This window comes from Bradyrhizobium sp. A5 (genome assembly GCF_042076515.1).
Taxonomy (GTDB): domain Bacteria; phylum Pseudomonadota; class Alphaproteobacteria; order Rhizobiales; family Xanthobacteraceae; genus Bradyrhizobium; species Bradyrhizobium cosmicum.
The window spans coordinates 2,721,308-2,744,748 of record NZ_CP148990.1; the positions used below are offsets into that span (position 1 = coordinate 2,721,308).

General features: G+C 65.8%; 19 protein-coding genes. 11 read left to right on the top strand and 8 right to left on the bottom strand.

What is annotated here, in order from left to right:
• Positions 1-10: 10 nt before the first annotated feature.
• The 5 genes from WHZ77_RS12985 to gspD all read right to left on the bottom strand — a co-directional run bounded on the left by WHZ77_RS12985 (position 11) and on the right by gspD (position 8,986).
• Positions 11-3,175, bottom strand: a complete 3,165-nt coding sequence (locus WHZ77_RS12985; protein WP_375314013.1) for a hypothetical protein — start codon at positions 3,173-3,175, stop codon at positions 11-13.
• Between the two features lie 446 nt (positions 3,176-3,621).
• A complete protein-coding gene (locus WHZ77_RS12990) occupies positions 3,622-5,007 on the bottom strand; it encodes a hypothetical protein (protein ID WP_375314014.1) in 1,386 nt (461 codons plus the stop codon).
• Positions 5,008-5,256: 249 nt separating this feature from the next.
• Positions 5,257-5,922, bottom strand: coding sequence for a transglutaminase-like cysteine peptidase (locus WHZ77_RS12995; protein WP_375314015.1), 666 nt, complete (start codon positions 5,920-5,922; stop codon positions 5,257-5,259).
• A 191-nt stretch (positions 5,923-6,113) separates the two neighbouring features.
• Entirely contained in the window at positions 6,114-6,611 is a 498-nt protein-coding gene (locus WHZ77_RS13000; protein ID WP_375314016.1) for a tetratricopeptide repeat protein, read from the bottom strand.
• Positions 6,612-6,631: 20 nt separating this feature from the next.
• Positions 6,632-8,986: a type II secretion system secretin GspD gene (gene gspD / locus WHZ77_RS13005; protein ID WP_375314017.1), complete on the bottom strand. Its 2,355-nt coding sequence runs from the start codon at positions 8,984-8,986 to the stop codon at positions 6,632-6,634.
• A gap of 315 nt (positions 8,987-9,301) precedes the next feature.
• On the opposite strand from gspD, the gene WHZ77_RS13010 reads away from it, so the two are divergent.
• The 9 genes from WHZ77_RS13010 to gspM are packed head-to-tail and all read left to right on the top strand — an operon-like array spanning position 9,302 to position 16,768.
• Positions 9,302-10,987, top strand: a complete 1,686-nt coding sequence (locus tag WHZ77_RS13010; RefSeq protein WP_375314018.1) for a GspE/PulE family protein — start codon at positions 9,302-9,304, stop codon at positions 10,985-10,987.
• 4 nt (positions 10,988-10,991) lie between these two features.
• A complete protein-coding gene (locus WHZ77_RS13015) occupies positions 10,992-12,209 on the top strand; it encodes a type II secretion system F family protein (protein WP_375314019.1) in 1,218 nt (405 codons plus the stop codon).
• A gap of 16 nt (positions 12,210-12,225) precedes the next feature.
• The gene (gspG, locus tag WHZ77_RS13020) at positions 12,226-12,696 is read left to right on the top strand and encodes a type II secretion system major pseudopilin GspG (RefSeq protein ID WP_151649585.1); all 471 of its coding nucleotides are present in this window, start codon (positions 12,226-12,228) and stop codon (positions 12,694-12,696) included.
• Positions 12,697-12,727: 31 nt separating this feature from the next.
• Positions 12,728-13,147, top strand: coding sequence for a Tfp pilus assembly protein FimT/FimU (locus tag WHZ77_RS13025; protein WP_375314020.1), 420 nt, complete (start codon positions 12,728-12,730; stop codon positions 13,145-13,147).
• A complete protein-coding gene (locus tag WHZ77_RS13030) occupies positions 13,125-13,532 on the top strand; it encodes a type II secretion system protein J (RefSeq protein ID WP_375314021.1) in 408 nt (135 codons plus the stop codon). The genes WHZ77_RS13025 and WHZ77_RS13030 overlap by 23 nt, the downstream gene beginning before the upstream one ends.
• Positions 13,529-14,206, top strand: a complete 678-nt coding sequence (locus tag WHZ77_RS13035; RefSeq protein WP_375314022.1) for a type II secretion system protein J — start codon at positions 13,529-13,531, stop codon at positions 14,204-14,206. The genes WHZ77_RS13030 and WHZ77_RS13035 overlap by 4 nt, the downstream gene beginning before the upstream one ends.
• On the top strand, positions 14,203-15,153 hold the full coding sequence (locus WHZ77_RS13040; protein WP_375314023.1) for a general secretion pathway protein GspK: 951 nt from the start codon (positions 14,203-14,205) through the stop codon (positions 15,151-15,153). The genes WHZ77_RS13035 and WHZ77_RS13040 overlap by 4 nt, the downstream gene beginning before the upstream one ends.
• Positions 15,150-16,220: a PilN domain-containing protein gene (locus WHZ77_RS13045; protein ID WP_375314024.1), complete on the top strand. Its 1,071-nt coding sequence runs from the start codon at positions 15,150-15,152 to the stop codon at positions 16,218-16,220. The genes WHZ77_RS13040 and WHZ77_RS13045 overlap by 4 nt, the downstream gene beginning before the upstream one ends.
• Positions 16,217-16,768, top strand: coding sequence for a type II secretion system protein GspM (gspM, locus tag WHZ77_RS13050; RefSeq protein WP_375314025.1), 552 nt, complete (start codon positions 16,217-16,219; stop codon positions 16,766-16,768). The genes WHZ77_RS13045 and gspM overlap by 4 nt, the downstream gene beginning before the upstream one ends.
• Positions 16,769-16,772: 4 nt before the next feature.
• On the opposite strand, the gene WHZ77_RS13055 is transcribed toward gspM, so the two are convergent.
• Positions 16,773-18,002, bottom strand: coding sequence for an O-antigen ligase family protein (locus WHZ77_RS13055; RefSeq protein WP_375314026.1), 1,230 nt, complete (start codon positions 18,000-18,002; stop codon positions 16,773-16,775).
• Positions 17,993-20,491 (bottom strand): tetratricopeptide repeat protein, encoded by a 2,499-nt coding sequence (locus tag WHZ77_RS13060; RefSeq protein ID WP_375314027.1) that lies wholly within the window; start codon positions 20,489-20,491, stop codon positions 17,993-17,995. The genes WHZ77_RS13055 and WHZ77_RS13060 overlap by 10 nt, the downstream gene beginning before the upstream one ends.
• Before the next feature lie 236 nt (positions 20,492-20,727).
• On the opposite strand from WHZ77_RS13060, the gene WHZ77_RS13065 reads away from it, so the two are divergent.
• Together WHZ77_RS13065 and WHZ77_RS13070 are read left to right on the top strand one after the other, a co-directional pair.
• Positions 20,728-21,417 (top strand): FkbM family methyltransferase, encoded by a 690-nt coding sequence (locus WHZ77_RS13065; RefSeq protein WP_375314717.1) that lies wholly within the window; start codon positions 20,728-20,730, stop codon positions 21,415-21,417.
• A 35-nt stretch (positions 21,418-21,452) separates the two neighbouring features.
• Positions 21,453-22,391, top strand: coding sequence for a class I SAM-dependent methyltransferase (locus WHZ77_RS13070; RefSeq protein ID WP_375314028.1), 939 nt, complete (start codon positions 21,453-21,455; stop codon positions 22,389-22,391).
• A 6-nt stretch (positions 22,392-22,397) separates the two neighbouring features.
• Here the strand turns inward: WHZ77_RS13070 and WHZ77_RS13075 are convergent, their stop codons facing one another.
• On the bottom strand, positions 22,398-23,306 hold the full coding sequence (locus WHZ77_RS13075; protein ID WP_375314029.1) for a glycosyltransferase family 2 protein: 909 nt from the start codon (positions 23,304-23,306) through the stop codon (positions 22,398-22,400).
• Positions 23,307-23,441 lie beyond the last annotated feature (135 nt).

Consider the following 23,441-nt stretch of genomic DNA (forward strand, 5'->3'; position numbering starts at 1 on the left):
ATGAGCCGGGTCAGCCCTGGCTGGCCAGCGTGGGCTGCTGCTGCGTGGTGTCCGGAGACACGAGGCTGCTCTCGATGCCGGCATCTGGAACGATGCTCGCCGATTGCTGCACCAGCAGCGACAGCGAGATCGCGGTGCCGCCATGGCCGTCGTCGGCGACGTTGAGCTCGGTGCCGGACTGCACGCCCGCGAACTGATAGGCAACACTGCCCGAGTTCGTGGCAAGCGTCAGGGTCGAACCGTCGAAGGTGAACGAGGAGACCGAGAGATTGAGCAGGTCGATCGTGTCACCGACTTCGAAGTTCGCGACGGTGCCGGTGAGACCGGCCGCGTTGTCGAGCGTCAGCGTCGCGGCCGCGCCGGCAAAGTCGACGCCGTTCTGGACGCCGCCCGCAAGCACGTGCTCGACGCCGCCGGCCAGATGCGTGCCGGTGGCCGAGCCCGTGACGTCGAGTTCGCCGCTGTTCAGCGTCGTGTTCGAGGCCGTGCCGGCAACCCAGGCGAAGCCGCCGTCGATCGTCGAACCGGCAGCCGAACCGCCGGCGTCGACATAGAGCAGGCCGCCCGCGTTGACCGTGGTCGCGGTCACCGCACCGCCCGCGCCCACATAGGCGTTGCCGCCGCTCTGGATCACGGTCTGGTCGGCGGTGGCGCCGTCCAGCACCTGCTGGGAACCCGAGAGGGTCGTGCCGGTCACCGAGCCGTGGAAGACGTCCTGGAAGGCGCCTGCCTCGACCGTCGTGCCGGTCGCGCTGCCGCCGTTGTAGACGTGCTGGGCGCCGCCGTTCTTGACCGTCACGTTGGTCGCAACGCCGCCGGTCTGCGCGTGACCGCCTTCAACCGAGCCGCCGTTCGTCGAGCCATTGACGAACTGGAAGCCGCCGTTGATGACGGTGTCATCCGCGCTCGCGCCGGTGTCGACGTACTGGAGGCCGCCGGTGTTGATCACCGTGCCCGCAGTGTGGCCGCCGTCGCCGACATACTGGTAGCCGCCGTTCTCGACGAGGGTGTCGATCGCGGTGCCGCCCGCGAGCACCTGCTGCTGGCCGGCGAGGGTGGTGCCGGTGACGGTCGCGTTCGTGTAGACGTCCTGGTAGCCGCCCGCCGCAACGCTCGTGCCGGTGGCGCTGCCACCGAAATAGATGTGCTGCACGCCGCCGGACTTCACGTCCGTGTCGTTGGCGGTGCCGTAGTCGAACTGCACGCCGCCGTTGAGGACGTCGGTGTGCTCAGTGGTCGCGCCGGTCAGGACGTCGACGACGCCGCCATTGCCGATCGTGATCTGGCCGGCGACGTTGCCGCCGGTGACGACATCGAGGGTGCCGTCGCCGAGCACGACATAGCCCTGCGAGGTCGTCGTCGCCGAGGTCACCGAAACCGTGCTGGTCGAGACCAGCGTCGGCGCCGCGAAGACGGTCGAGGTGCCGGCATTGCCGGCCGCATCGGCGGTCTTGGCGGTCAGGTTGTTGGCGCCTTCCACCAGCGTCACGCCGGCAAGGCTCCAGGAGCCATTGGCGCCGGCCGTGGTGGTGCCGACCAGGGTCGCACCGTCATAGACCGAGACCAGAAGTCCGGCTTCAGTGGTGCCGCTCACCGTCACGGTGGGCAGGTTGGCGGTGTCGAGCGTCACGCCGGTGACGCCGACCGCCGGGGCAACCGTGTCGACGGTCACGTTGATCGCGGCGGCGGCATCGCTCACCGCGCCGGTGGTGTCGGTGACCTTGGCCGTGATGGCGTGGGCCGCATTGCCGAGCACGCCGGTCTGGATGTCGATGTAGCCGCGCGCGATATCGGCGAGCGAGAGCGTCACGGCGGTGCCGAGCGCGGTCTGGCCGTCGAACAGCTGCACGACGTCGCCGGCAAAATTGCTGCCGGTGGCGATGCGGACGGTCAGGTTGGTGTCGTTGGTGCTGGCACCGCTGGCGAGCACGCCGGAGTTCGGCGAGACGTCGTCGGTGACCGAGACGATGGCCGGTGCGGTCGGGGCGTTCGACAGATTGAAGACCTGCGCGGTGATGCCGTAGGAGGAACTGTCGCCGAGCGTCTGGCTGAAGTCCTGCCAGGAGATGACGAAGCCGCCATTGGCGAGCGCCGCGACGGTCGGATAGTACTGATAGCTGTTGGTCTGCGAGTTGACGAGGTACTCGCCGCCGATCTTGCCGCTGGCCGCATCATAGACCTGCGCCTTGATGGCGGACCCGCTGCCGTCGGCGGTGCCTTCGTCCGACCAGGTCACGACGAAGCCGCCGCTGGTCAGCGCGGTGATGCTCGAAAAGCCCTGGTTGCCGCCGGTCTGGGTGTTGACCTGGAATTCCGAGCCGACCTTGGCGCCGCCCGCGGTGAAGACCTGCGCGCGCACCTCGCCGCTGGTGTCCTCGAAGCTGATGACGAAATTGCCATTGGCAAGACCGGTCACGCCGGCAACCATGCGGCTGTTGTAGAAGGCGGTGTCGACGGTGAATTCGGAGCCGACCTTGCTGGCGCCGCTCGCGGTCGGGTGGAACACCTGGCCGCGGACTTCCCAATTGCCGGTGCGGAAGTCGTTCCAGGTGACGACGAAGTCGCCGTTGCCGAGCGTGGCGATCGAGGCGCGCTCCTGATCGTAGACGCTGGTGGAGTTGACGAGGAATTCGGAGCCGACCTTGGCGCCGCTCGCATCATAGACCTGTGCCTTGACGTCGGGAGCCGACGAGCCTTGGTTGGTCCAGGCGACCACGAAGCCGCCATTGGGCAGGCCGGTGATGGCGGGGGTGTTCTGGTTGTTGGCGGTGACGGAGTTGATCAGGAACTCGCCGCCGACCGGAGCGCCGTTGGCGCCGTAGATCTGCGCCTTGATGTCGCCGCTGGTGGAGTTCTGGTCCTGCCAGGAGACGACGAAGCCGCCGTTGGACAGGCCGGTCACGACCGGGGTGGCCTGCGAGCCGGTGGTCTGGGTGTTGACCAGGAATTCGCCGCCAACCTTGCTGCCGTCGGCCGCATAGAGCTGGGCCTTGACCGCGGAGCCGCTGGTGTCGCCGAGCGTGCTGCTGCCGCTGCCGTTATAGCCGGCGAGACCGTCCTGCCAAGTGACGACGAAGCCGCCATTGGAAAGACCGGTGACGGAGGGATACCACTGGCCGCCGGTTGTCTGGCTATTGACCTGAAATTCGGTACCCATTTTTACGACGGTGGTCATAACATAACCTCGAGTGATGCTGAAGGGAGCGCTGAAGATCTGAATTCCACGCGACCGCCGCGGGACGCGGCAGGAATGCGTCGAACCTGCACGGGCTCTAAACGATCTATTTATGATGTTTTATGATACATTTTTGCGCAGCGTGCGGCATTATGTCCGGAATAATGTTATCTGAATGATATGGGGCGGCTTTTGCCGGCGCAGCCAAGGCGAGTGCTTCGAGGGTTATGCAATCGCCCGATCTGCCTCTCGTGCAGGCACGCGCCAATGACGTCAGCGCTGCCGCCGATGCTCCGGCTCGCGCGTTGTCGCGATCTGCAGTGTTCGCAATTTCACGGGAGAAGAATGGCGGGGCTTTCGCCCGGTGGTCCTGGCCGGAGCCTGGCTCTGACGGCGCGGGAAGGCCGTACCGGGATGCGTGTTCCGGTACGGCGATGTCGTCGGACTCAGCTCTGGGCGTGAACGAGCTGGGCGCTCTCAGGATCGGAGCCCTGCGGCGTGATCGCGCCTTCGCCGGCGTCCGGCACCAGGCTCGCCGAGAACTGCGACAGCAGCGACAGCGATACCGAGGTACCGCCATGGCCGTCGGAGCTCACGTTCAACGCGGTGCCGGCCTCGACGCCTGCGAACTGATAGGCGAGAGCGCCGTTGCCGGTCGTCAGCGTGAGCGTCGCGCCATCGAATTCGTAGGAGGTCACCGCGAGGCTGCGGAAGTCGATGACGTCGCCGATCTCGAAATTCGAGATCGTGCCGGTCAGGCCAGCCGCGTCCTCGAGATAAAGCGTCGAGGCTGAGCCAGCAAAATCGACGCCGTTCTGGACGCCGCCAGCATAGACATATTCGGTGCCGCCGGCGAGATGCGTGTTGCTGGCGCTGCCTGCCACATCGAACTCGCCGCTGTTGACGGTCGCACCCGAGGCCGAGCCGGCGACGAAAACGAAGCCGCCGTTGACCGTCGTGGAAGCAGCCGAGCCGCCGACATCGACATATTGCAGGGCGCCGGCGTTGACCGTCGTTCCCGTCGCCGCAGCGCCGGAGCCGATATATTCGTTGCCGCCGGCCAGGATCACGGTGTCGGTCGACGTCCCGGTGCCCACGACCTGGAGGCTGCCGCTGACCTGGCTGCCCTGCGCGCTGCCGCTGTTGACCTGCTGGAAGCCGCCGGCCTGGACCGTCGTCGTGACCGCGGTGCCGTCCAGCACGACGCGCTGAATGCCGCCGCTGTTGACGGTGGTGTTGTTGGTCGTGCCGGCGACTTCCTGAACGCCGCCGCCGAACACGACGCTGTCGTTGCCGGTGCCGAGGACGTACTGGTATCCGCCGTTGTTGATCGCGGTACCGTTGGCGGTGCCGTCCGTGCCGACATATTGCAGGCCGCCCGACGAGATGATCGTCCCGTTGGTGGTGCCGCCGGCCGCCACGAACTCGTTGCCGCCGCTGACGATGACGGTTGCGTAGGTCACGCCGCCGATATGCACTTGCTGAGAGCCCGCCAGCGTCGTTCCGTCGACCGTGGCGTTCATGACGTCCTGGTAGCCGCCGGCGCTGATCACGACGTTGCTGGCGGTGCCGCCATAGACGTGCTGGACGCCGCCATTGGAGATGACGACGCCGCTGGCCGTGCCGTAGTTGAACTGCACGCCGCCGACGACGGTCGAGTTGTTGGCGGTGCCGCCGGCCTCGATCATGATGACGCTGCCGGGGCCGATGGCGGTGGCGCCGGACACGACGCCGCCGCCGGCGACGTCGAGCGTGCCCGAGAGCACGATGTAGGTCGTTGTGGTGGTGGCGGAGACCGTCGTCGGGCCGCCAAATATGACTTCAGTGGTCATTGATGCCTCAAAAGAGCGCTCTAAGGGGTTGGGTCGCGATGGTGATACAATTCGAAATGGGAATCATTCCATCGGAATGATATGTTTTTATATCATGATCTGTGTACTATGTTATAGTGCTGTTGACGATGGGAGAGTGCGGCGAAACGCCGGATTCCAGCTGCGCCATCTACGGACGCGCGCAGCGCCGGCTGCGCACGGGTGCGCATCGGTCGGGCCGCAAGGCGTATCGATGGGGATTCCGGAGGGTTAGCGCTCGACGGGAAGGGCCGGCGGCTTCGGCTGCCCGGCGCCGAAGGACACCCAGACGTTCGGGTCGCCCGCGCTTTGCCGCGAAAGGTACCGGTATTTGGTCTCGTACCAGAACAGGATTTCCGGCGTCTGGTTGTCGAGGATCATCTCGCCGCGATCGGAGCGGACGGTCAGCACGGCGTGACGCCCCCTGGCCGGAGTGGGCTCCTCGACCGTGGTGATCAGGAGCGAGCCCTGCGGCCAGCCCGCTTTGGCGAGCATTTTGCGCTTGAGCAGGACCATGTCTTCGCAATCGCCGCGATCGAGCGGTAGCGTCCAGCGTTCGGTCTTGCCGTAGAGCACGTCGTCGCTGGTCCAGGTGACGCGATCGTTGACGTATTTGTTGATCTCGTAGAGCTGCTGCAACAATTCGGGCGTGAGCACGACATCCCGGGCCTGATCGGCACCGGGCCGGCATTCCTCGGCATTCTCCGCGCAGAATTGTTGCCAGCCGGAGGGCGCCTTGGTGACGGCGCCGACCGCGGCGAACAGGGTGGGGCGGACCAGGAACGCGTGGGCCGGCTGCACCATCGACAGACAGGCCGCCGCGAGGCCGGCTGCTGCCGCCAGCGTTGCCAGCCTTTGTCTTGCCAGCTTCTGTCTTGCGTTGTGAATTCCCGGCATGTCGTCCCCCGACGCTCCCTACGCGGGGGAGGTTGGCAGAGACAGCTCGCGATCCGGCTAAGCAATTGCTTCAAATTGTACAGATCCGGTCCATCGCGGCCGGGCAGGGTGGTGATGGTGTGATCTCTGTTAAGAGCGACGCTATGCCGTCATATCTTTGATGTGACGGCAGTCCCGACCGTCGCCTTCGCTCAGAACGGAGACTCTTCGGGCCAGCGCAGCGCATGCCATTGGCCGGCCGCGATCTGGCCGCGGCTCATCTTCGACGCGACGGCGTTGCGCAGCTTGGCGAAATTCTCGCGCGTCTTCTTCGGTGCATGTGCGGCCGCAAGGTTCAGCCATTTGTAGGCGGCGACGTCGTCCTGCGGCACGCCCTGGCCCTTGTCGTAGGCAAGGCCGAGCAGATATTGCGAGGTGGTATCGCCTTGCTCGGCGGCCAGCCGGTACCAGTAGCCCGCCGCGTCGTACGCCTGCGGCAGGCCTTGCCCGGTCGCATACATGAAGCCGACCATCCCTTGCGCGCGGGCATTGCCGCGCTCCGCCTGGGGCAGCAGCAGGCGGGCGGCCGTGTTGTAGTCGCCGCGATTGAAGGCGCCGGTTCCGGCACTGAGCGCATCCGCGCGAGCGATACTCGTCGAGGCCAGTCCCAGCAGGAGGGCAACGACAAAGATGATGCTGGGTCTGATCACGTGAACCGCTCCTGTTCGTCTCAGCGGTAAGTCGTCGGCGCCGTCTGCTTCGGCCCGATCGCGTTGATCGTGCCGCGCAGCTTGGTGCGCAGCTCCTCGGCGACGAAATGCGCATCTGCACCGTCCCGGATGATCTGCGGGCGGATGAAGATGATCAGCTCGGTGCGCTTGACCTGCTTGTCGGTCTGGCCGAATACGGCCTCGCCGAGGCCGGGAATCTGGTCGAGCCCGGGAATGCCGGCGCGGGTCTTGGTCTGGGTGTCGCTGATCAGGCCCGCGAGCAGCACCGTCTGCCCGCTGGCGACCGCAACCGAGCTGCGCACCTTGCGGGTCGACACCGTCGGCGTCAGCGAGTTGGTCGACGTCGACGAAGATCCCGACGACGAGTTGGCGACGGGATTGCTGATCTCCTGCTCGACGTCGAGCCTGACATTGCCGTTGGCATTGATCCGCGGCACGACGCGCAGGATGATGCCGGTGCTGCGATAGTCGGTGGTGTTGGCGATGGTGTTGCTGCCGGTCAGCACGGTCGCGCTTCCGGTCTGGATCGGGATCTCGTCACCGACCTGGAGGGTCGCGACCTGGTTGTCGATCACGACGACGGACGGGTTCGACAGCACCTTGACGTCGGTGATCGCATGCAGTGCGTTGAGCACGGCGCGCGGCGTCTGCGCCGACCCGACCAGGAAATTGAAGCCCGGGATGGCACGCTGGAGCACGACATCGGCTGCTGCGGCGGCCACGGAGGTCGCGCCGTTGAAGCCGACAGAGCCGGTATTGGGCTTGAGGCCGACATCGCGGCTCATGATGTAGGACTGGATGCCGTACTGGAGGTCGTCGGTGAGCGTCACTTCGGCGATCGTGGCGTCGATGGCGACCTGGAGCTGCGGCTGATCGACCTCCCTGATGGTCTGCTCGATGATCCGGTACTGCTCCTGGCTCGCATAGATCAGCAACGTGTTGTTGACGCTGTCGGCGGTGATGCGGACGCCGTCGAGGACGTTGCCTGGGCCCGCGCCGCCGCGGCCTGAATTCTGTCCGGCTGCGGAGCTATCGAACAGGCTGCCGCCGCCCTGCGAGGCGGACGATGCGCCGTAGGCGGGCTGACCGCCGGAGGAGGCATCGGCAACACCGGAGCTCGCGGCGCGTCCGCTCGAATTGGCGCCAAGGCCGGTGCTCGATTGGTTGGGGGCGGCGGACAGGCGGCTGAGCGCTGAGCCGCCGCTCGAGCTCGAAGCAAGGCCAGATCCCGGCGCGACCTGCCCACCCGGGCCGTCTAGCGGAGAAGACGGAGAGCTGGACGAGCCGCCCGCACCGAAGACATCGTTGAGCACGCGCGCGATCTGCCGGGCATCGCCGAACTTCACGCGGTAGACGTGGACCGCGGAGCGGCCGGTGTTGGTGCTGTCGAGGCGGCGGATCCAGGTCTCGACACGATTGAGCAACTCCGGCTTCCGCGTCACCGCAAGCACGGCATTCATGCGGGCGATCGACTGGAATTTGATCATGCCCTGCGTCATGCCGCCTTCGCCGGAATCGACGATCTTCTCGAGTTCGGCGATGATCGGCCCCGGATTGCTGTTCTGCACCGGGAAAATCCCGACCGATTGTCCCTTCAAGAAATCGGCATCGAAGCTCAGCACGAGATCGACCGCATTGCGGCGCTCGCTGCCGGAGCCCTGGATCAGGATCAAATTGCGGTTGGTGTCGGCGCGGATCATGCCTTGCTTGGTGGCAAAGCTGTCGACCAGCTTGATGACGGTCTGGGCCGAGACATATTGCAGTGGCACCACCGTTACGCCGTAGCCCGGCGTCATGCGATCGGAGGCATCGGCCACCCCGGCGCCGACCGCATCGCCCTGCGGCATCAGCCGGTATCCGGTATCGTCGCGCACCAGGGCGACGCCGCCGATCCGCAGCGCGTTCTCGAGCGCGAACACGACGTCGGATTTGGGGATCGGGCGGCCCGAGGAGAGGCTGATATTGCCCTGGACGCGCGGGTCGATGACATAGCCGACGCCGAGGATGTCGCCGAGCACGATCTTGGCGACGGAGGCAATCGGAGAATTGTCGAAATTGAGCTCGAACCGCTCGGCACTGACGGTCGCCTGCTGCGAGGACGTGGCGGTCGGCGCATCGTCGCCGGCGACCGCAGCGTAGATCGCGGTCTTGGCGCGTGGACCGGTGGAGAGCTCGCGCTGCGGCAACTGGTTCGGATATCGCGGCAAAAGGTCGACCGAGCGGACCTTGTCGAAGACATCCGGGTCCTTGGTATCGGCATCCGCGATGCCGCTCACCGTGTTGCACGATCCGAGCAGGACGCAGACGACAGCGCATTGGACAACCAAGCCGATCCGGAATGCTGCTCGGCTCACTCTCGACCTCACTCACGCGCTGCCCGCTGTCGTTCCGTCGAGACGGGGCGGGCCGAAGGAGGCTTGCTTAGCCCTCTCGTATGACAGACGTGTGTTACCAATGTTGGAGATAGCGTACAGATGGCGCGCGGCTTTGTTATGATGTCGCAATTTGCGGAATTGCCGGGGAGTATAGAAAGCGTTGCCGACTGCGTGCTGTTAACAGCCTGGGGATGATGTTACGCCGGATCATGACGTCACATTTCCAATCGGAAAACTGAGGTAAACGGCCCGCTTGCCGCTCTGCGGCCACCAGAGTGACTGCGGTAGACGTTCATGGCCTCCCCGAATGCGCACGAGTTCGCAGCTCGTTTCAGCCAGAAGGCGGGCCTGAAAGCGAATGCGGACAAGCTCGGCAGGCTGAACGGGTCCGGTCCGATTGAGGGCGGCCTGCGCAAGCTGTGGGAGATGAGCGAATTGTCGGCGAGCGAATTCGCCGACGAAGTCGCGCTGTTCTTCGAGCTGCCCCGCGTCACGCTTCAGGAAATGATGGCGGCGGAGTCCCGGGTGCAGCAGTTCTCGCGCCCGTTCCTGCGCGAGATGGCCGTGTTTCCCTGCCAGGCGACTGGCGGAGCGCCGACGCTGGTGCTGGCGGATCCGACCGACCGCGCGTCCATCCAGGCGGCGGGGATCGTGCTCGGAATAGCGCCCATCGTCAAAGTGGCGTCGTTCGAGGACATCGCCACCGCGCTCGACCAGCGCCTCGGCGAAGAGGAGAGCAGCAGCGCCGAGAGCACTGTCAGCGCGACGGTGCAGGATGACGATATCGACAATCTGCGCGACCTCGCCAGCGGCGCGCCCGTGGTCCGCGCCGTCAACGACATGTTCGAGACCGCGGTCGAGCTGCGCGCCAGTGATATCCACATCGAACCGGGCCGGACCTCGCTGGTGATACGGATGCGCGTCGACGGCCTGTTGCGCGTTGTCGCGACGCCGAGCGGCGTTCCTCCGGCGGCGGTGATCTCCCGCATCAAGATTCTGGCGGGCCTGAACATCGCGGAGCGCCGGCTGCCGCAGGACGGTGGCGCGCGGGTGCGGGCAGCGCGATCGGAACTCGACGTGCGTGTCGCGATCATGCCGACACAATATGGCGAATCCGCCGTCATCCGCCTGTTGCCGCGCGATAGGGCGCTGCTGTCGGTCGACAAGCTGGGCTTTCTGGCCGGCGACCAAGCTAAGTTGCGGCGCATGCTGGCGCTGCCGCACGGCATGATCATCGTCACCGGCCCCACCGGCAGTGGCAAGACCACGACGCTCGCAACGGTGCTGTCGCTGCTCAACGAGCCGACCCGAAAGATCCTGACCATCGAGGATCCCGTCGAATATGAAATCCCCGGCGTCTCGCAGTCTCAGGCCAAGCCCTCGATCGGCCTGACCTTTGCGACCGCGCTGCGCTCCTTCGTGCGCCAGGACCCCGACGTGATCATGGTCGGCGAGGTCCGCGACTCCGAGACGGCCCATGTCGCCGTGCACGCCGCGCTCACCGGCCATCTCGTGCTGACCACGCTGCACACCGAGACGGCGGCCGCCGCCGTGCCGCGTCTGCTCGATCTTGGCGTCGAAGCCTTTCTGCTGCGCTCGACCTTGCGCGCGGTAATCGCGCAGCGCCTGGTGCGCCAGCTCTGCGACCGCTGCAAGAGCAGCCGGCCGCTGACCCATGCCGACGTCGAGGCCGATCCGCGTTATACGGCGGTCGGCCTGCCCGTCGGCAATGTGATCTTCGAACCCGTCGGCTGCGAGCGCTGCGGCAATGTCGGCTATCGCGGCCGTATCGGCGTGTTCGAAGTGCTGGAAATGAACGAGGAGGTCCGCGCGCTGGTCGAGGAGCAGTCCGACTGGGAGTCCATCGACAAGGTCGCCATCCGCAACGGCATGACGACGATGATCGAGGACGGCCTCGCCAAGTGCCTGTCGGGCATGACCTCGGCCGCGGAGATCCTTCGCGTGACCACCGTGCGGTGACGGGATGCCGAACTTTCGCTATCGCGCGCTGACGCAGAAGGGAGAGGTGGTCTCCGGATCGATCACGGCAGCCAACCTTGCCGAGGTGGCCCAGCGCATCGAATATCTCGGCCTCGTTGCGATCGATGCCGGCCCCGAGGAGGAAGCCAGGGGCTGGTCGCTCTCGCTGGCGTCGCTGACGTTGTCGAAGCCGGGACCGGCTGACGTCACGATCTTCACCCGGGATCTTGCGCTGCTCCTCAAGGCCGGAGCCCGGCTGAATGATGCGCTGGAACTGCTCGCCGGCGATACGGATGTCAGCCGGCTTCGTCCGGTCGTCAATAATATCAAGACCGCGATCCTGTCCGGCGAAAGCTTTGCCGAGGCGCTCGCGCGCGAGCCGACTCTGTTCCCGCCGATGTATATTGCCCTGGTGAGGGTCGGCGAGCTGTCGGGCGGGCTGGACCACATCCTGGAGACGATCGGGACCGAACGCACGCGGGCCGAGGCGCTGCGCCGCAAGGTTACCGGCGCGTTGCAATATCCGGCCTTCGTGCTGCTCGCGGCCGGCGGCGTGCTGATCTTCTTCGTGACGTTCGTGCTGCCGCAGTTTTCCGCGGTGCTGCGCGACTTCAACGCGAAGACCGATCCGGTCATCGAAGTGTTCCTCACGTTGTCGGACATCCTGCGCGGCCACGGCTTCGAGGTCGGCGCCGCGGTCGCCATCGCCGTCATCGGCGGCTGGCTGGCCTGGCGCAGGCCGTCCATTCGCGCTGGTATCGTGACCCAGATCGCACGGCTGCCCGTCATCTCGACCGTGGTCGAATTCCATCGCGCCGCGCTGTTCTCGCGCAACCTCGGCATCCTGCTCGGCAGCGGCGTGACGCTGACGGCGACGCTGCGCATCCTGATCGACATCATGACCGCGACCGGCAACGCGCCGGCCTGGGCGGCGATGGCCGATCGCGTGCGCCACGGCGGCAGGCTCGCCGAGGCGCTGACCGCCTCGGCCGTGCTGCCACCGGTCGCGGTGCGGATGCTGCGGCTCGGCGAGGAGACCGGGCAGCTGCCGACGCTGTCGGGCCGGGTCGCGGAGTTCTACGAGGAGAAGCTGCAGCGGCAGCTCGATCGCGTCGTCGCCATCATCGGGCCCGCCGCCATCATCCTGATCAGTGTCGTGGTCGGCGGTCTGATCGTATCGGTCATGACGGCGCTGCTGTCAGTGACGCAAGTCGTCGGTTGAGAAGGGGAGTGTTCACATGATCCGCTTGCCAGGGAAGGCCCTGTTCGCTCCGCCGAGGCGGCGCCGCCGCCGACGCGGCGAGGAGGGGTTCACGCTGGTGGAGATGCTGGTCGTCATCACCATCATTGGCATGATCATGGCGCTGGTCGGTCCGCGGGTGCTCAACTATCTCAGCGAGTCCCGCGTCAAGGCCGCCAAGATCCAGATCCAGAGCTTCAGTAGCGCGCTCGATCTCTTCTACCTCGACGCCGGCCGCTTCCCGAGCAGCTCGGAGGGACTGGGTGCGCTCGCTCATCCGATCAGCGGCGTGGCGTCCTGGAATGGCCCTTACCTGAAGGGCGGCAATGTTCCCAACGACCCGTGGGGCAATCCCTATGTCTACAAGCAGCCCGCAGAACGCGCGCCCTACGAAATCCGCTCGCTCGGCTCCGACGGGCAGGAAGGCGGCACGGGGACATCGGCCGATCTCACCTCCGGACAGAACTGATACCGGCGAAGCCGGCTTCACCCTGCTCGAAATGGTCTGCGTGCTCGCCATCGTCGCGATGCTCGCCGCTGTGCTGCTGCCGCGCTTTCCGTCGGCGACGTCGCGGCCGCGGCTGGAGGCGTATGCGATCGAGGTCGCGGCCCTGCTCAAGGCCGACCGCAGCGCCGCGCTGTCGCTCTATGGCGCGGTCAACGCCGTTGTCGACGCGCGGTCGCGCACCGTGCGGTCGGGATCGGGGCCGTGGGTGGTCCGGGTGCCAGAGGACGTGGTGTTCGATGCGCTGTTGCCGCAGCGCTGCAATGGCCGGCCGGCGCTCTCGACCATCAGCTTCTTTGCCAGCGGCATGTCCTGCGGCGGCACGATCCGGCTGACGCGGCTCGGCAACGCCGTGGAAGTACGCGTGAACTGGCTGACGGGAGGCGTGGACATTGTCGCGCAAGACGTCCTCTAGCCGCCGGGGCGAGGCCGGCTTCACCATGATCGAGGCCGTCGTGGCGCTCGCGCTGGTGACGATCGTGCTGGCCGCCATCGGAACGCTGGTCGCAACCAATTCGCGCGGCGCCTGGAAACTCGAGCAGCACGCTGCGCTGGTCAATGCGGCGCGCGTCGTCGTCTCGACCCTGCCGCGCGCGGGCGAGCCGATGCCCGCCGATTTGCGCGGACGGGTCGCAGGCCATCGCTGGCAGATGCGCATGACGCCGTTCACGGACGATGTGCCTGTGGTACCGGAGTCGCGGTTCGTCCTGCAGCGCGTCGAGCTGCGCGTGCAGGCGCCCGGCGGGGCCATCGTGTCGTTCGAGACGATCCGCCTGCAGAGCAGGGGCGGGAGCCAATGAATCACACCAAATGGCACGCTGAAGACGGCTTCACGTTGTTTGAGGCGCTGGTAGCCCTGGCGCTGATGGGGCTGATCATGGGCGCACTGGCCTCGGTCACCGGGCAATGGCTGCCGAGCTGGAATCGCGGCATCATCCGCGCCCAGCGCAACGAGCAGGTCGCGGTCGCGCTCGACCGGCTCACGGCCGATCTGTCGGCGGCAGACTATGTGACGCGGTCGGACAATCTGCCGCTGTTTCGCGGCTCGGAGCAAAGCGTGATGTTCGTTCGCTCCGTGCTCGGTCCGAACGGCCGCCCGGGACTGGAGATCGTCCGCATCGCGGAGATCAGCGACAGTCGCGGCGCGGCGCTGGTCCGCATGCGCGCGCCCTTCGTGCTGCTGCAGGCCGGAGATCCCCGGGCGGACCAGATCCAGTTCGCCGATCCCGTCGTGCTGCTGCGCATGCCCTATCGCATCAGCTTTGCCTATGCCGGCCTCGACGCCAAATGGGGCGGCCGCTGGCTCGAGACAAGCGAGTTGCCGACCTCGGTCCGGTTCGACATCAGGGACGTCGAGCGCGGGACCGTGATTTCGAGCGCGGCACGGGTCCATGTCGAGAGAGGTGCCCCGCGGCCAGATCCGTCGGTTCAGCAGGACGCGACGCAGTCGCAATCCGAGGACGGGCCGACATGATGACCAGTCCGGCCTCTCGACTCCGGCGCAGGCTTGCGGCACAGGACGGCTTCATCGTCGTCGCGACGTTGTGGCTGCTCGCGGGGCTTGCTGCACTCGCGACCGTCGCGTCGGTCTACATCGCGCAATCGGCCACAGCGCTCTCGGCCCTGGACGCCGCGACGCAATGGGAGATGCTGAGCTCGGCCGGAGTCGAGCTCGCCGCCTATCAATTGTCGGCGCCCGCGACGGTGCGCCGTCCGAGCCATGGCGGATTCGGCTTTCGCCTCGCGGGTGCGTCCGTGCGCGTCGAATACATGTCGGAATCGGCGCGGATCAATCTCAACCTGGCGCCGCGCGCGATGATCTCCGGCCTGTTAAGGGCGCTGGGCGCGCCGGCTGACGCAGCGGACGACTATGCCGCGCGCGTCATCGCGTGGCGTCGCCCACCGCGATCGGACCGGCAGAATGCAGAGTTGGCGGCTTACAATGCGGCGGGCCTCGCTTACGCGCCGCGGCAGGCCCCATTGACCAGCGCTGACGAAATATGGCTGGTGCTCGGCCTGCCGGTCGCGCTGGTCGAACGCGCGATGCCGTTCGTTACCGTCTATAGCGGCATGGCGGAGGTCAATGTGCTCGATGCCGCGCCGGAAGTGATCGCTGCGTTGCCGGACATGAGCCCGGCAAGGCTCGATGCCTTCCTCAATCAGCGCGCGGATCTGCCGCCCGACAATCCGGAGTTCGTCATCGGCGCGCTCGGCGGCCGGCAGCCGGGCGCGACGATATCCGCAAGCGACGCTTTTCGCGTGCGCATGCGGATCACGCTGCCGGATGGCCGGCAGCGCATGCCGGAGGCGGTGATCCAGATTTCGGGGCCGGGCGAAAAGGAAGCCTTCCGCGTGCTGGCGTGGACGGACGAGGTCGATCCGGAGCGGGGAGGGCGGCCACGGCCGCGAGAGGTAAGATGAGCATTCCCGGTCAAATCGCAGCCGCGCTGTCGCTGTGGATCGACAGCGTTGCAAACACGGTGAGCGCGCGGCTTGAGCGCGCGCGCGGCGCGCGACAGATCGCGATCAGCGAGGATGAGGAGGGCGCTCTCACGTTGCGCCTCGTCTTGAAGACGGGCAAGGATGCCGATCTGGCGCCGATCCGCATCGGCATCGTCGACGGTGCGATCAGTGCGCCGCTGTCGACGGAATGGTCCGCGGCGATGAAGGGGGCGATCGTCGACCTCGCGCTTCGTCCCTCGCGCTTCGTGTTTCGCCCGCTGGAACTGCCGGGCCGAGCGGTCGAATTCCTGGACGGCATCATCCGCGCCCAGATCGACCGGTTGACGCCCTGGAGCCCGGCGGAGGCGATATTTCACTGGACGCCGCCACAGCCGATCGCCGACGACCATGTCGAACTGATGGTGGTGGCGACGGCGCGTCCCGCCGTGACGTCGCTGTCGCAAGCCTTCCTCGATCTCGGCGCTGCGGCGGTCGATATCTCGACGGCGACGCACGGGATGGAGCGCATCGCCGTCCATCATCAGCGCGTCGGTGGGCAGACAGGATCAAGCCGCCTCCGCTTCGCGCTGATCGCGGTGCTCGCGATCGCAGGCGTTCCGGCGATGCTCTCGATCGGCCTTGGCGGGATCGTGACCGATTTCTACGATACCGAGCAGCAGCAGATCCAGCGCCGGATCGCCGAGCGGCGCGCAATCGCGCGCGGCAGCCAGGGTGGCCCGGGCGGTTCGGCGATCGAACTTCTGGCGCGCCGCAAGCAGACGATGCCGTCGGCCGTGATGGTGCTGGAAGAGCTGTCCGGCATCCTGCCCGACCATACCTATGCGACCGAACTGCGGATCGAGGGCGACAAGCTCCAAATCACGGGCCTCACCCATGATGCGCCATCGCTGATCGAGATCCTGGAGCGGTCGCCGCAGTTTGCGAGCGCCGGATTCTTCGCTCCGACGACCCGCGCCGCCAACGAGTCCGGCGAGCGTTTCCACATCGAGACCAGGATCAAACCGCAATTCGGATCGGGCACATGATCCCCGTGCAGAAGTTCGAGGGCTATCTCACCCGCTTTCCGATCGCCGCGGTCGCGGCCTATGCGGCACTGGTGGTGCTGCTTGCATTCACGACGGTGCAGGCCGTGGTCGAGATCCTCGGCAGCCGCGATGCTGCGGCCTCGGCTGCGGAGATCCTCCAGACGCTGGAAACCCGGCATCCGGCGCAGCGCTCCGCGGCGAGGAGCGACGTGAGCGTGCCCATTGGGTCCGCATTCCTCGAGGGGCAGACGGCCTCGGTCGCAAGCGCCGTGCTGCTCCAGCGCGTGCTCGCGGCGGCCAAACGCGTCAACGGCAACACGCTGTCGTCGCAGGTCGACACGCAGGGGCCGCTTGCCAAATCCGGCTTCGTCTCGGCGACGTTCAACATCGAGCTCGCCTCCGCCTCGCTTCAGCCGCTGCTCTATGATCTGGAGGCAGGCATGCCTTTCCTGTTCATCGACGAATTGGTGGTGCAGCCTGCCGCGAGCAGCACCGACAGGATGCGGCTCGTGCTTGGCATCTCGGCGCAGCGGCAGCCGACGAAGTGAGCGCTCAGCCCGGCATTGCCGGAGCGTGCAACTGCGTCACCGGCGTGCGGTACGGAGCTGGCTTCGTCCGGGGTCTGAACAGCAGCAGCAGGAGCGACAGGCCGAAGGCGTCGCCGAGGCTGAGGAGTTGCGGCTGGAAGAAGGCGCCGAAGGCGAGAGCGACCAATCCGGCCAGGCGCGCGCAGGCAATGCGGTGATCCTGCAGGGTCCTTCCCGCCGATTTCACGGCATCGAGGGTTGCGGCGGCGATGGTGCAGGCCAGCAGGAAGATGATCAATCCGCCGCCGACGACGCCGAATTCGACGACGGTCTTCAGATAGCCGTTGTGACCGGCCTCCGCGGCCGTCGCGCGCTTGAAGCCGATGCCGAACGGATGATCCGTGATCGCCGAGAGCGCGCTGTACCAATATTCGTCGCGCCCCGAAAAACCCGAGGACGCGTCCCGGCTGGGATCGTCGAGCGCGAGCATGCTGGCGATCTGCGGCCAGAGAATGATGCCGGACACCACGACGAGAACCAGTGCTGCGAGCTTCCACGCGCTGAGCGGCCTGTAGGTCAGCTCGTAGACGAGCAGGGCGGTGATGCAGCCGATCAACGCGAAGCGCGAGCTGACCAGTGCCACCATGGCGAAGCACGCGATCCTGACGGCGAGACTGACGAGGCCGGGGCGAAACTGGGAGAAGATGAATGCGATCAGGAGAGGTGCGGCGAACAGGTTCGGCTGAATGCCCCCCACGTTGCGGTTCTCAGGCAGGCCGAGCACGGCGAGGGCGGAGATGCCGAACACGCAGAAGATGATGGAGGCAAGGCCGAGGCCGTTTTCCAGATCATTCGGTTCCAGCGTCCATACGACAGACAATGTCAGGGCCGTCATCATCAGCAGGCCGGTGTAGAAGATGCCGATGAAGGTCGCTCCTTCGTCGCCCTGCAATTGCAGCCCGAGCGAGAGATAGATGATGACGACGATGGCAGCCTGCGCGAGGCTCAGTCGCGTCAGGCTGGCGAGAAGCTGGAACGGGCGCACCAGGGTCACGGCCGTCAGGAACAGGATCAGCCCGGCGGTCTGCCCGATCAGAACGGCGCCGCCTGATCCGAACGCGGTCGGTGCATCCAGATAGTCCTCGGTCAGGCCGATCATGGGAAAGCAAAGCAGGCCGCACCATGCCCAGAACGACATCAGGATCGCCATCGTCCCGGTGCGGACGCCTGTGGTGGAGGCGGCGCTCATGGGCATTCGGCCGCTCCCGGCACCCGGATATGGTCCGGCGGCAGTCCCGCCAGATGCCGCTCCATCATGGCGGCGTAGGCTGCCTCGAGGTCGCGCGTGTATCGCGCGGTGTCGTACAGGGGCGCCCGCAACCGATTGAGGGCGAGCTTTGCCCTGAGGGTTGCGAGCCTGTGAGGATCGTGGGCGAGGTCGATTGCCAATCGTTCGTAGGCGGCCGGCGTCGTCGTCACGAGCTCCGGCAGGCCCATGGCGTGCAGCAAGCTCGCGCCGACGCGGCCGGCGAATGTGTCACCCAGGCAGGTGAGTACGGGCAGGCAGGTCCAGAGCGCATCACTCGCCGTGGTGTGAGCGCCATAGGGAAGCGTATCGAGGAAGAGATCGGCACAGCGATGCCGCGCCAGATGCTCCGGCGTCGGGAGCCGGCCGGCAAAGACCAGACGCTGCGGCGCGATGCCGCGCGCCGCCGCCTCACGCCGCAGATTATCCGCTGCCCCCGGATTGTCCTCGAACAGCCATAGCACGCCGTTGCCGACGGCGGTCAGGATCCGCATCCACGAGGAGAAGACGTACGGCGTGATCTTGTAGTTGTCGTTGAAGCAGCAGAAGACGAAGGCGTCGTCGGCAAGACCGTGCGCGGCGCGAACGGCCGGCACATCCGCGACGGCGCGGTTGCGATCGTTGGCCTGATAACTCTCGGGAAGCCAGACGACCTTTTCCGCATAGGCCGAGACGTCGTGCTCGGGAATGACGTGCCGGTCGGCGATGACGTAGTCCATGAAGTCGGCGCCGATGGTGCCGGGGAAGCCGAGATAGTTGACCTGGATCGGAGCGGGGCGCATCGCCAGGATGGCGGTGCGGGCATCCTGGGTGAATCCCTTCAGGTCGACCAGGATATCGATCTGGAGGCTTCTCGCGAGCTCGGCAACCTCGGCGTCGCCACGCGGTTTGGCATCGACAAAGCGGTCGAAGGCGGCCTCGATCCGCCGACGCATGTCCGAGCCGTCATTGGGCCCGATCGAGATCGCGGTGACCTCGAAGCGCGCCCTGTCATGATGTTCGAACACACCAGCCATCAGTTGCGATGTCGCGTGCTGGTGGAAGTCGGCGGAGAGATAGGCCAGCCGGATGCGGCCGTGGCCGTAGCTGCTTCGAATGGCCGGAGCGGTGTTGCGGAAATTGTGCCCGATCCACGTGCGAGCGCATCGAAGCTGCTCGGCCGGTGTGGACGGCACCGCGACGAACATGAAGGGCGAGATGATCTTGCCGCTCTGGACCGAGGTCCGCAGCGAGGTGCAGGCCGCCTCGAAGCCGGACCAATCGCAGAGGTGCATCCTCACCCGCAGGCACGCGGCCGCGACTGAAGGTTGATCCGGATTGAGCGCGAGTGTCCGGTTCCAGGCGGCGAGCGCATCGTCGTAACGCTTCTCGAGATAGGCGACCTGGCCCTTGGCCAGCCAAGCGCTCGCAAGGTTCGGGTTGAGAGCTGTCGCCCGGTCGAGCGCGGCAAGAGCATCGACGTGACGGCCGAGGGACAGTGCAAGGGTCCCGCGGCCGAGCCATGCCTCGGCGAAATCGGCATCCGCGGCGATGGCACGGTCGAATGCAGTCCCGGCATCCTGCTGGCGCCCGCAACGAAGCAAGACGTTACCCTTGCCGCTCCAGCCGGCGGCGAATTCCGGCCGGATCGCCAGCGCGCGGTCGTAGGCGGCTTCGGCGTCCTCCCGGCGATCGAGATCGAGCAGCGCGTTGCCGCGGGCGACCCAGGCCTCGGCGAGATCGGCTCGAAGCCTCAGCGCCTCGTCCGCCGCGGCGAGCGCATCCTCGCGCCGGCCAAGCTGGATCAGCGCATAGCAACGGCCGAGCGAAGCTTCGGCGAGATCGGGCCGGAGCGCGCGCGCGCGGTCGTAGGACAGGAGCGCTTCGCCATGGCGGCCATTCGTGAAATGGATGGTGCCGATATCGAGATGAGCTTCAGCGAGCTCCGGCCGCAAGCGTAACGCGCGCTCATAGGCAGCGAGGGCAGGCTCGTATTGCTGGGTCTTGGCCAGCGCCGAGCCGAGCATGAAGTGTGCCGGAAAATGACCGGGATGATGCGCCACGAGCCGCGTCAGCCGCTCGATCGCCTCGGCGAAGCGGCCGAGCGCGAGATAGCCGGCGGAGGCGGCGTGCAGGAGCTCGAGGCTATCAGGCGACAATTGCAGGCCGTGCTGACATAGGCGGATCAGCTCGTCATGCTCGCCGGCCCGATGCAGCACGGCGGCGTAATTCTCGAAGAACTGCGGATTGGCCGGCTTTGCCTGCAGCGACCGCTGCATCAGCAGCTTGGCGCGCGCGATGTTTCCCGACGCAGCCTCGACGAGGCCGAGGAAATGCACGGCGTGGAGATTGCCGGGATTGGTCCTGATGATGCGTTGATACAGCTTGGCAGCACCGGTGATATCTCCCTTGTTATGCAGGGAGAGGGCGCGATCAAGGATCTGGGCTTCGTCACGCATTGGTCAAACAGCGTCTGTCCGGAGGTTCGGCCGCCGAGCCGACCCCGTCCTGTACGGCGTCAATTGCACAGGACTGTGACACGCGATGATTTCTCGCCGCGCAGACGACAGAGAGATGACGAAGGCGTCGAACGAGACGGCAATAACATAACAAGTGCGCGCGCTACGTTGCATCTGTCCCGGGTTCTGTTATGAGCCTGCGCGGCGCATTTGGTTGGGAGACGGCCGTGTCGTTGATGTCCAATAGGTATGTCCTTCAGCTCCGGCGCGTGGCGCGTGCCGCCGGCGTGCCGCGGATGCTCGGCCGCTTCACCAGGGATTACGAAAGTCCGTTTTCGAAGCAGCTCATGCTGGCCTGTCGGCAGGGTGACGTCGTATGGGACGTCGGCGCCAATGTCGGGCTCTACACGGCAAGCTTCGCGGACTGGGTCGGCCCCTCCGGCAAGGTCTTCGCATTCGAGCCCGACGCGATGAACCTGCCCAGGCTGCGATCCGCTTGCGGCGAGCGGCCGAATGTCGAGATCCGCCCGTTCGGCTTGTCGGACAGGACCGAGCACAGGACATTTCTGGGGGATGGCGGCGACGGCACGACATCGCGGGTGCTCCAGCCCGGCGAGTCCGTTCCCAAGGGCGCCGTCGAGGTGGAGTTGCTGACAGGAGATGACGCCATTCAAGGCGGAAGGGTCGAACTCCCCGATATCATCAAGGTCGACGTCGAAGGGCACGAACTGTCGGTGCTGAAGGGGCTTCAGGGAGCGCTTGCCAACAAGCGCCTGCGCAACGTCTTCGTCGAGGTGCATTTCGGCATTCTCGACCGCAGCGGGCGGGCCGACGATCCAAAGCGCATCGAGGAAACCCTCAAGCGCAGCGGATTCAAATTGAGCTGGACTGACGCATCGCACATCTTCGCGGCCAGGCCGGCCTGATCAAGCCAGACGGTTCGCAATTGGGAATTGAACGCATGCTCTCGCAGCAATCATCGCACGGCAAGATCGATCGTTCGGACCTCCCTGACGATTGTCTGTTCTGCCGGCACCCTCAACCCGAATACTGGTTCTCCAAGCGGTCCAAGCACAACAACCGGCCTTATCCGCTTTTCAGGTGCTCGAACTGCGGCGGCGCCTTTGTCTTTCCTGTGCCGAGTGAGCAGGAGCTGCACGAATTCTACACGAGCCCGCAGAGCGCCCTGGAGCTCAGCCTTCGCGCCGACGACCCGCTGGATCAGTACAAGCAGGCCGTCCAGGAAGAAGTCGAGTTTCCGAACTCGACGGTTGATGCAAAGCGGATGGCCGAGACTCTGAAGAGCCTGGCGCCGGGGACCAGAGCGCTGGACGTCGGCAGCGGCTACGGCTTCTTTTCCAGGGCGCTGCTGGACGCTGGCTTCTCCGTCGACGCAATCGAGCTCGGCGAGGCGTCGCGGAAGATCCATGCTCGAATGACTGGCTTCGAGCCGAAGGCAGAGCCGTTCGACGCGGATTTCGCGCGGAGGAATTCAGGGAGCTACGACGCGATCCTGCTGTCGCAAGTTCTCGAGCACTTGCCGATGGATGCCGATCCGATCGGAAGTCTGCATGTCTTGCTCAGGAAGAACGGGGTCTGCGCGATCGCCATCCCGCATTTCCGTTCCTACCTCTCGATGCTTCAGGGCAAGGGCGACATGTTCATTTCGCCGCCGGAGCACCTGAATTATTTTACCGTGAAGAGTCTGGACGAGGCGTTCGCAAGCCGCGGCTTTCAGGCCATGAAGTTCGAGACGGTGAGCAGATTCGACTATCGAAAATTCAAGAAAAGGTTCGGGGCGTTGTCACCGGTGCCGTCGCTCGCCTTGAAAGGATTTCTGGGGGTCTCGTCCTTGATGGACAAGGGTATGTTCATCAACGGATATTTCAGGAAGCTGTAGCAAGCGTCAAAGATCAAAGCCAGTGAGACGGCGGAGCTCGGCGCGCATTTCCGCCCGGTCCTTGATGTGGACGATTGCGGCTTCGAATTCGGCCACCTTGGCGCCAACCAGGAAGCGATACCAGAGGCCCTGCAATCCGTGATAGACGAGGCCCTGCTTGCCGTCGAGAAATCCGAGCTGGAAGATCAGTCGATAGAGAAAGTAGGAGGGGGCGCTGATCTGATAGGGGATCCGGTTGTACAGATGCTCCTTGATCCAGCGCTTGACGGCGGCCTGACGTGATGCCTCCTTGGCCGTCAGTTCGACGTCGCTCTTGAACAGCTTGTATCGCCCGTTGAGGACCTCCATCGCCTCCCGCGTGGCATATTTGTTGTGCTTGTCGGTGAAGGACGTCAGGTCGAAGAGATTGTGGTCGGCGAAGCCGCCCTCGAACGTCACGGTACGGCCGCCCCATACGACGACGTGCTCGTCCATCCAGCGATCTTCGACACGGCCGTGGCCACGCCGCCAGATCCGCAACATCAACAGTGGATAGCGGCCGCCATGGCGGATCCAGCGTCCGAGGAAGATGTGCTTGCGCTTGAGATTGACCCCGACGATGTCCTTGCCGAGGCGCGGCAATTCGTCGCCAACCCTGGCTGCGAGGTCGGCCTCGATCACCTCGTCGGCGTCGAGCCGCATGATCCACTCGGCGGTGATCGGGGCATTGTCGAGCGCCCACTGAAATTGCCTGGCTTGATTGACGAACTTGTTCTGCAACACGGCCGCGCCGTGCGTGCGTGCCAGTTCGACCGTCCGGTCGGTCGAGAAGCTGTCGACGACAAAGACCTCGGTCGCGATGCCGGCAATCGAGGCGAGGGCCCGCGCGATGTGGCGCTCTTCGTTGTACGTGAGGATGACGACGGCAAGGCTCATGAACCCACTCGCTTTCATCATCGCGCCCGCGCCGATGACGTCAATTTGTCATACGGGGATCGCGTCGGATCCAGATACGATCCGCATCGTCTAGGGGCCGAACTGCACAGGACTGTGACATGTCTTCCGCCGGCA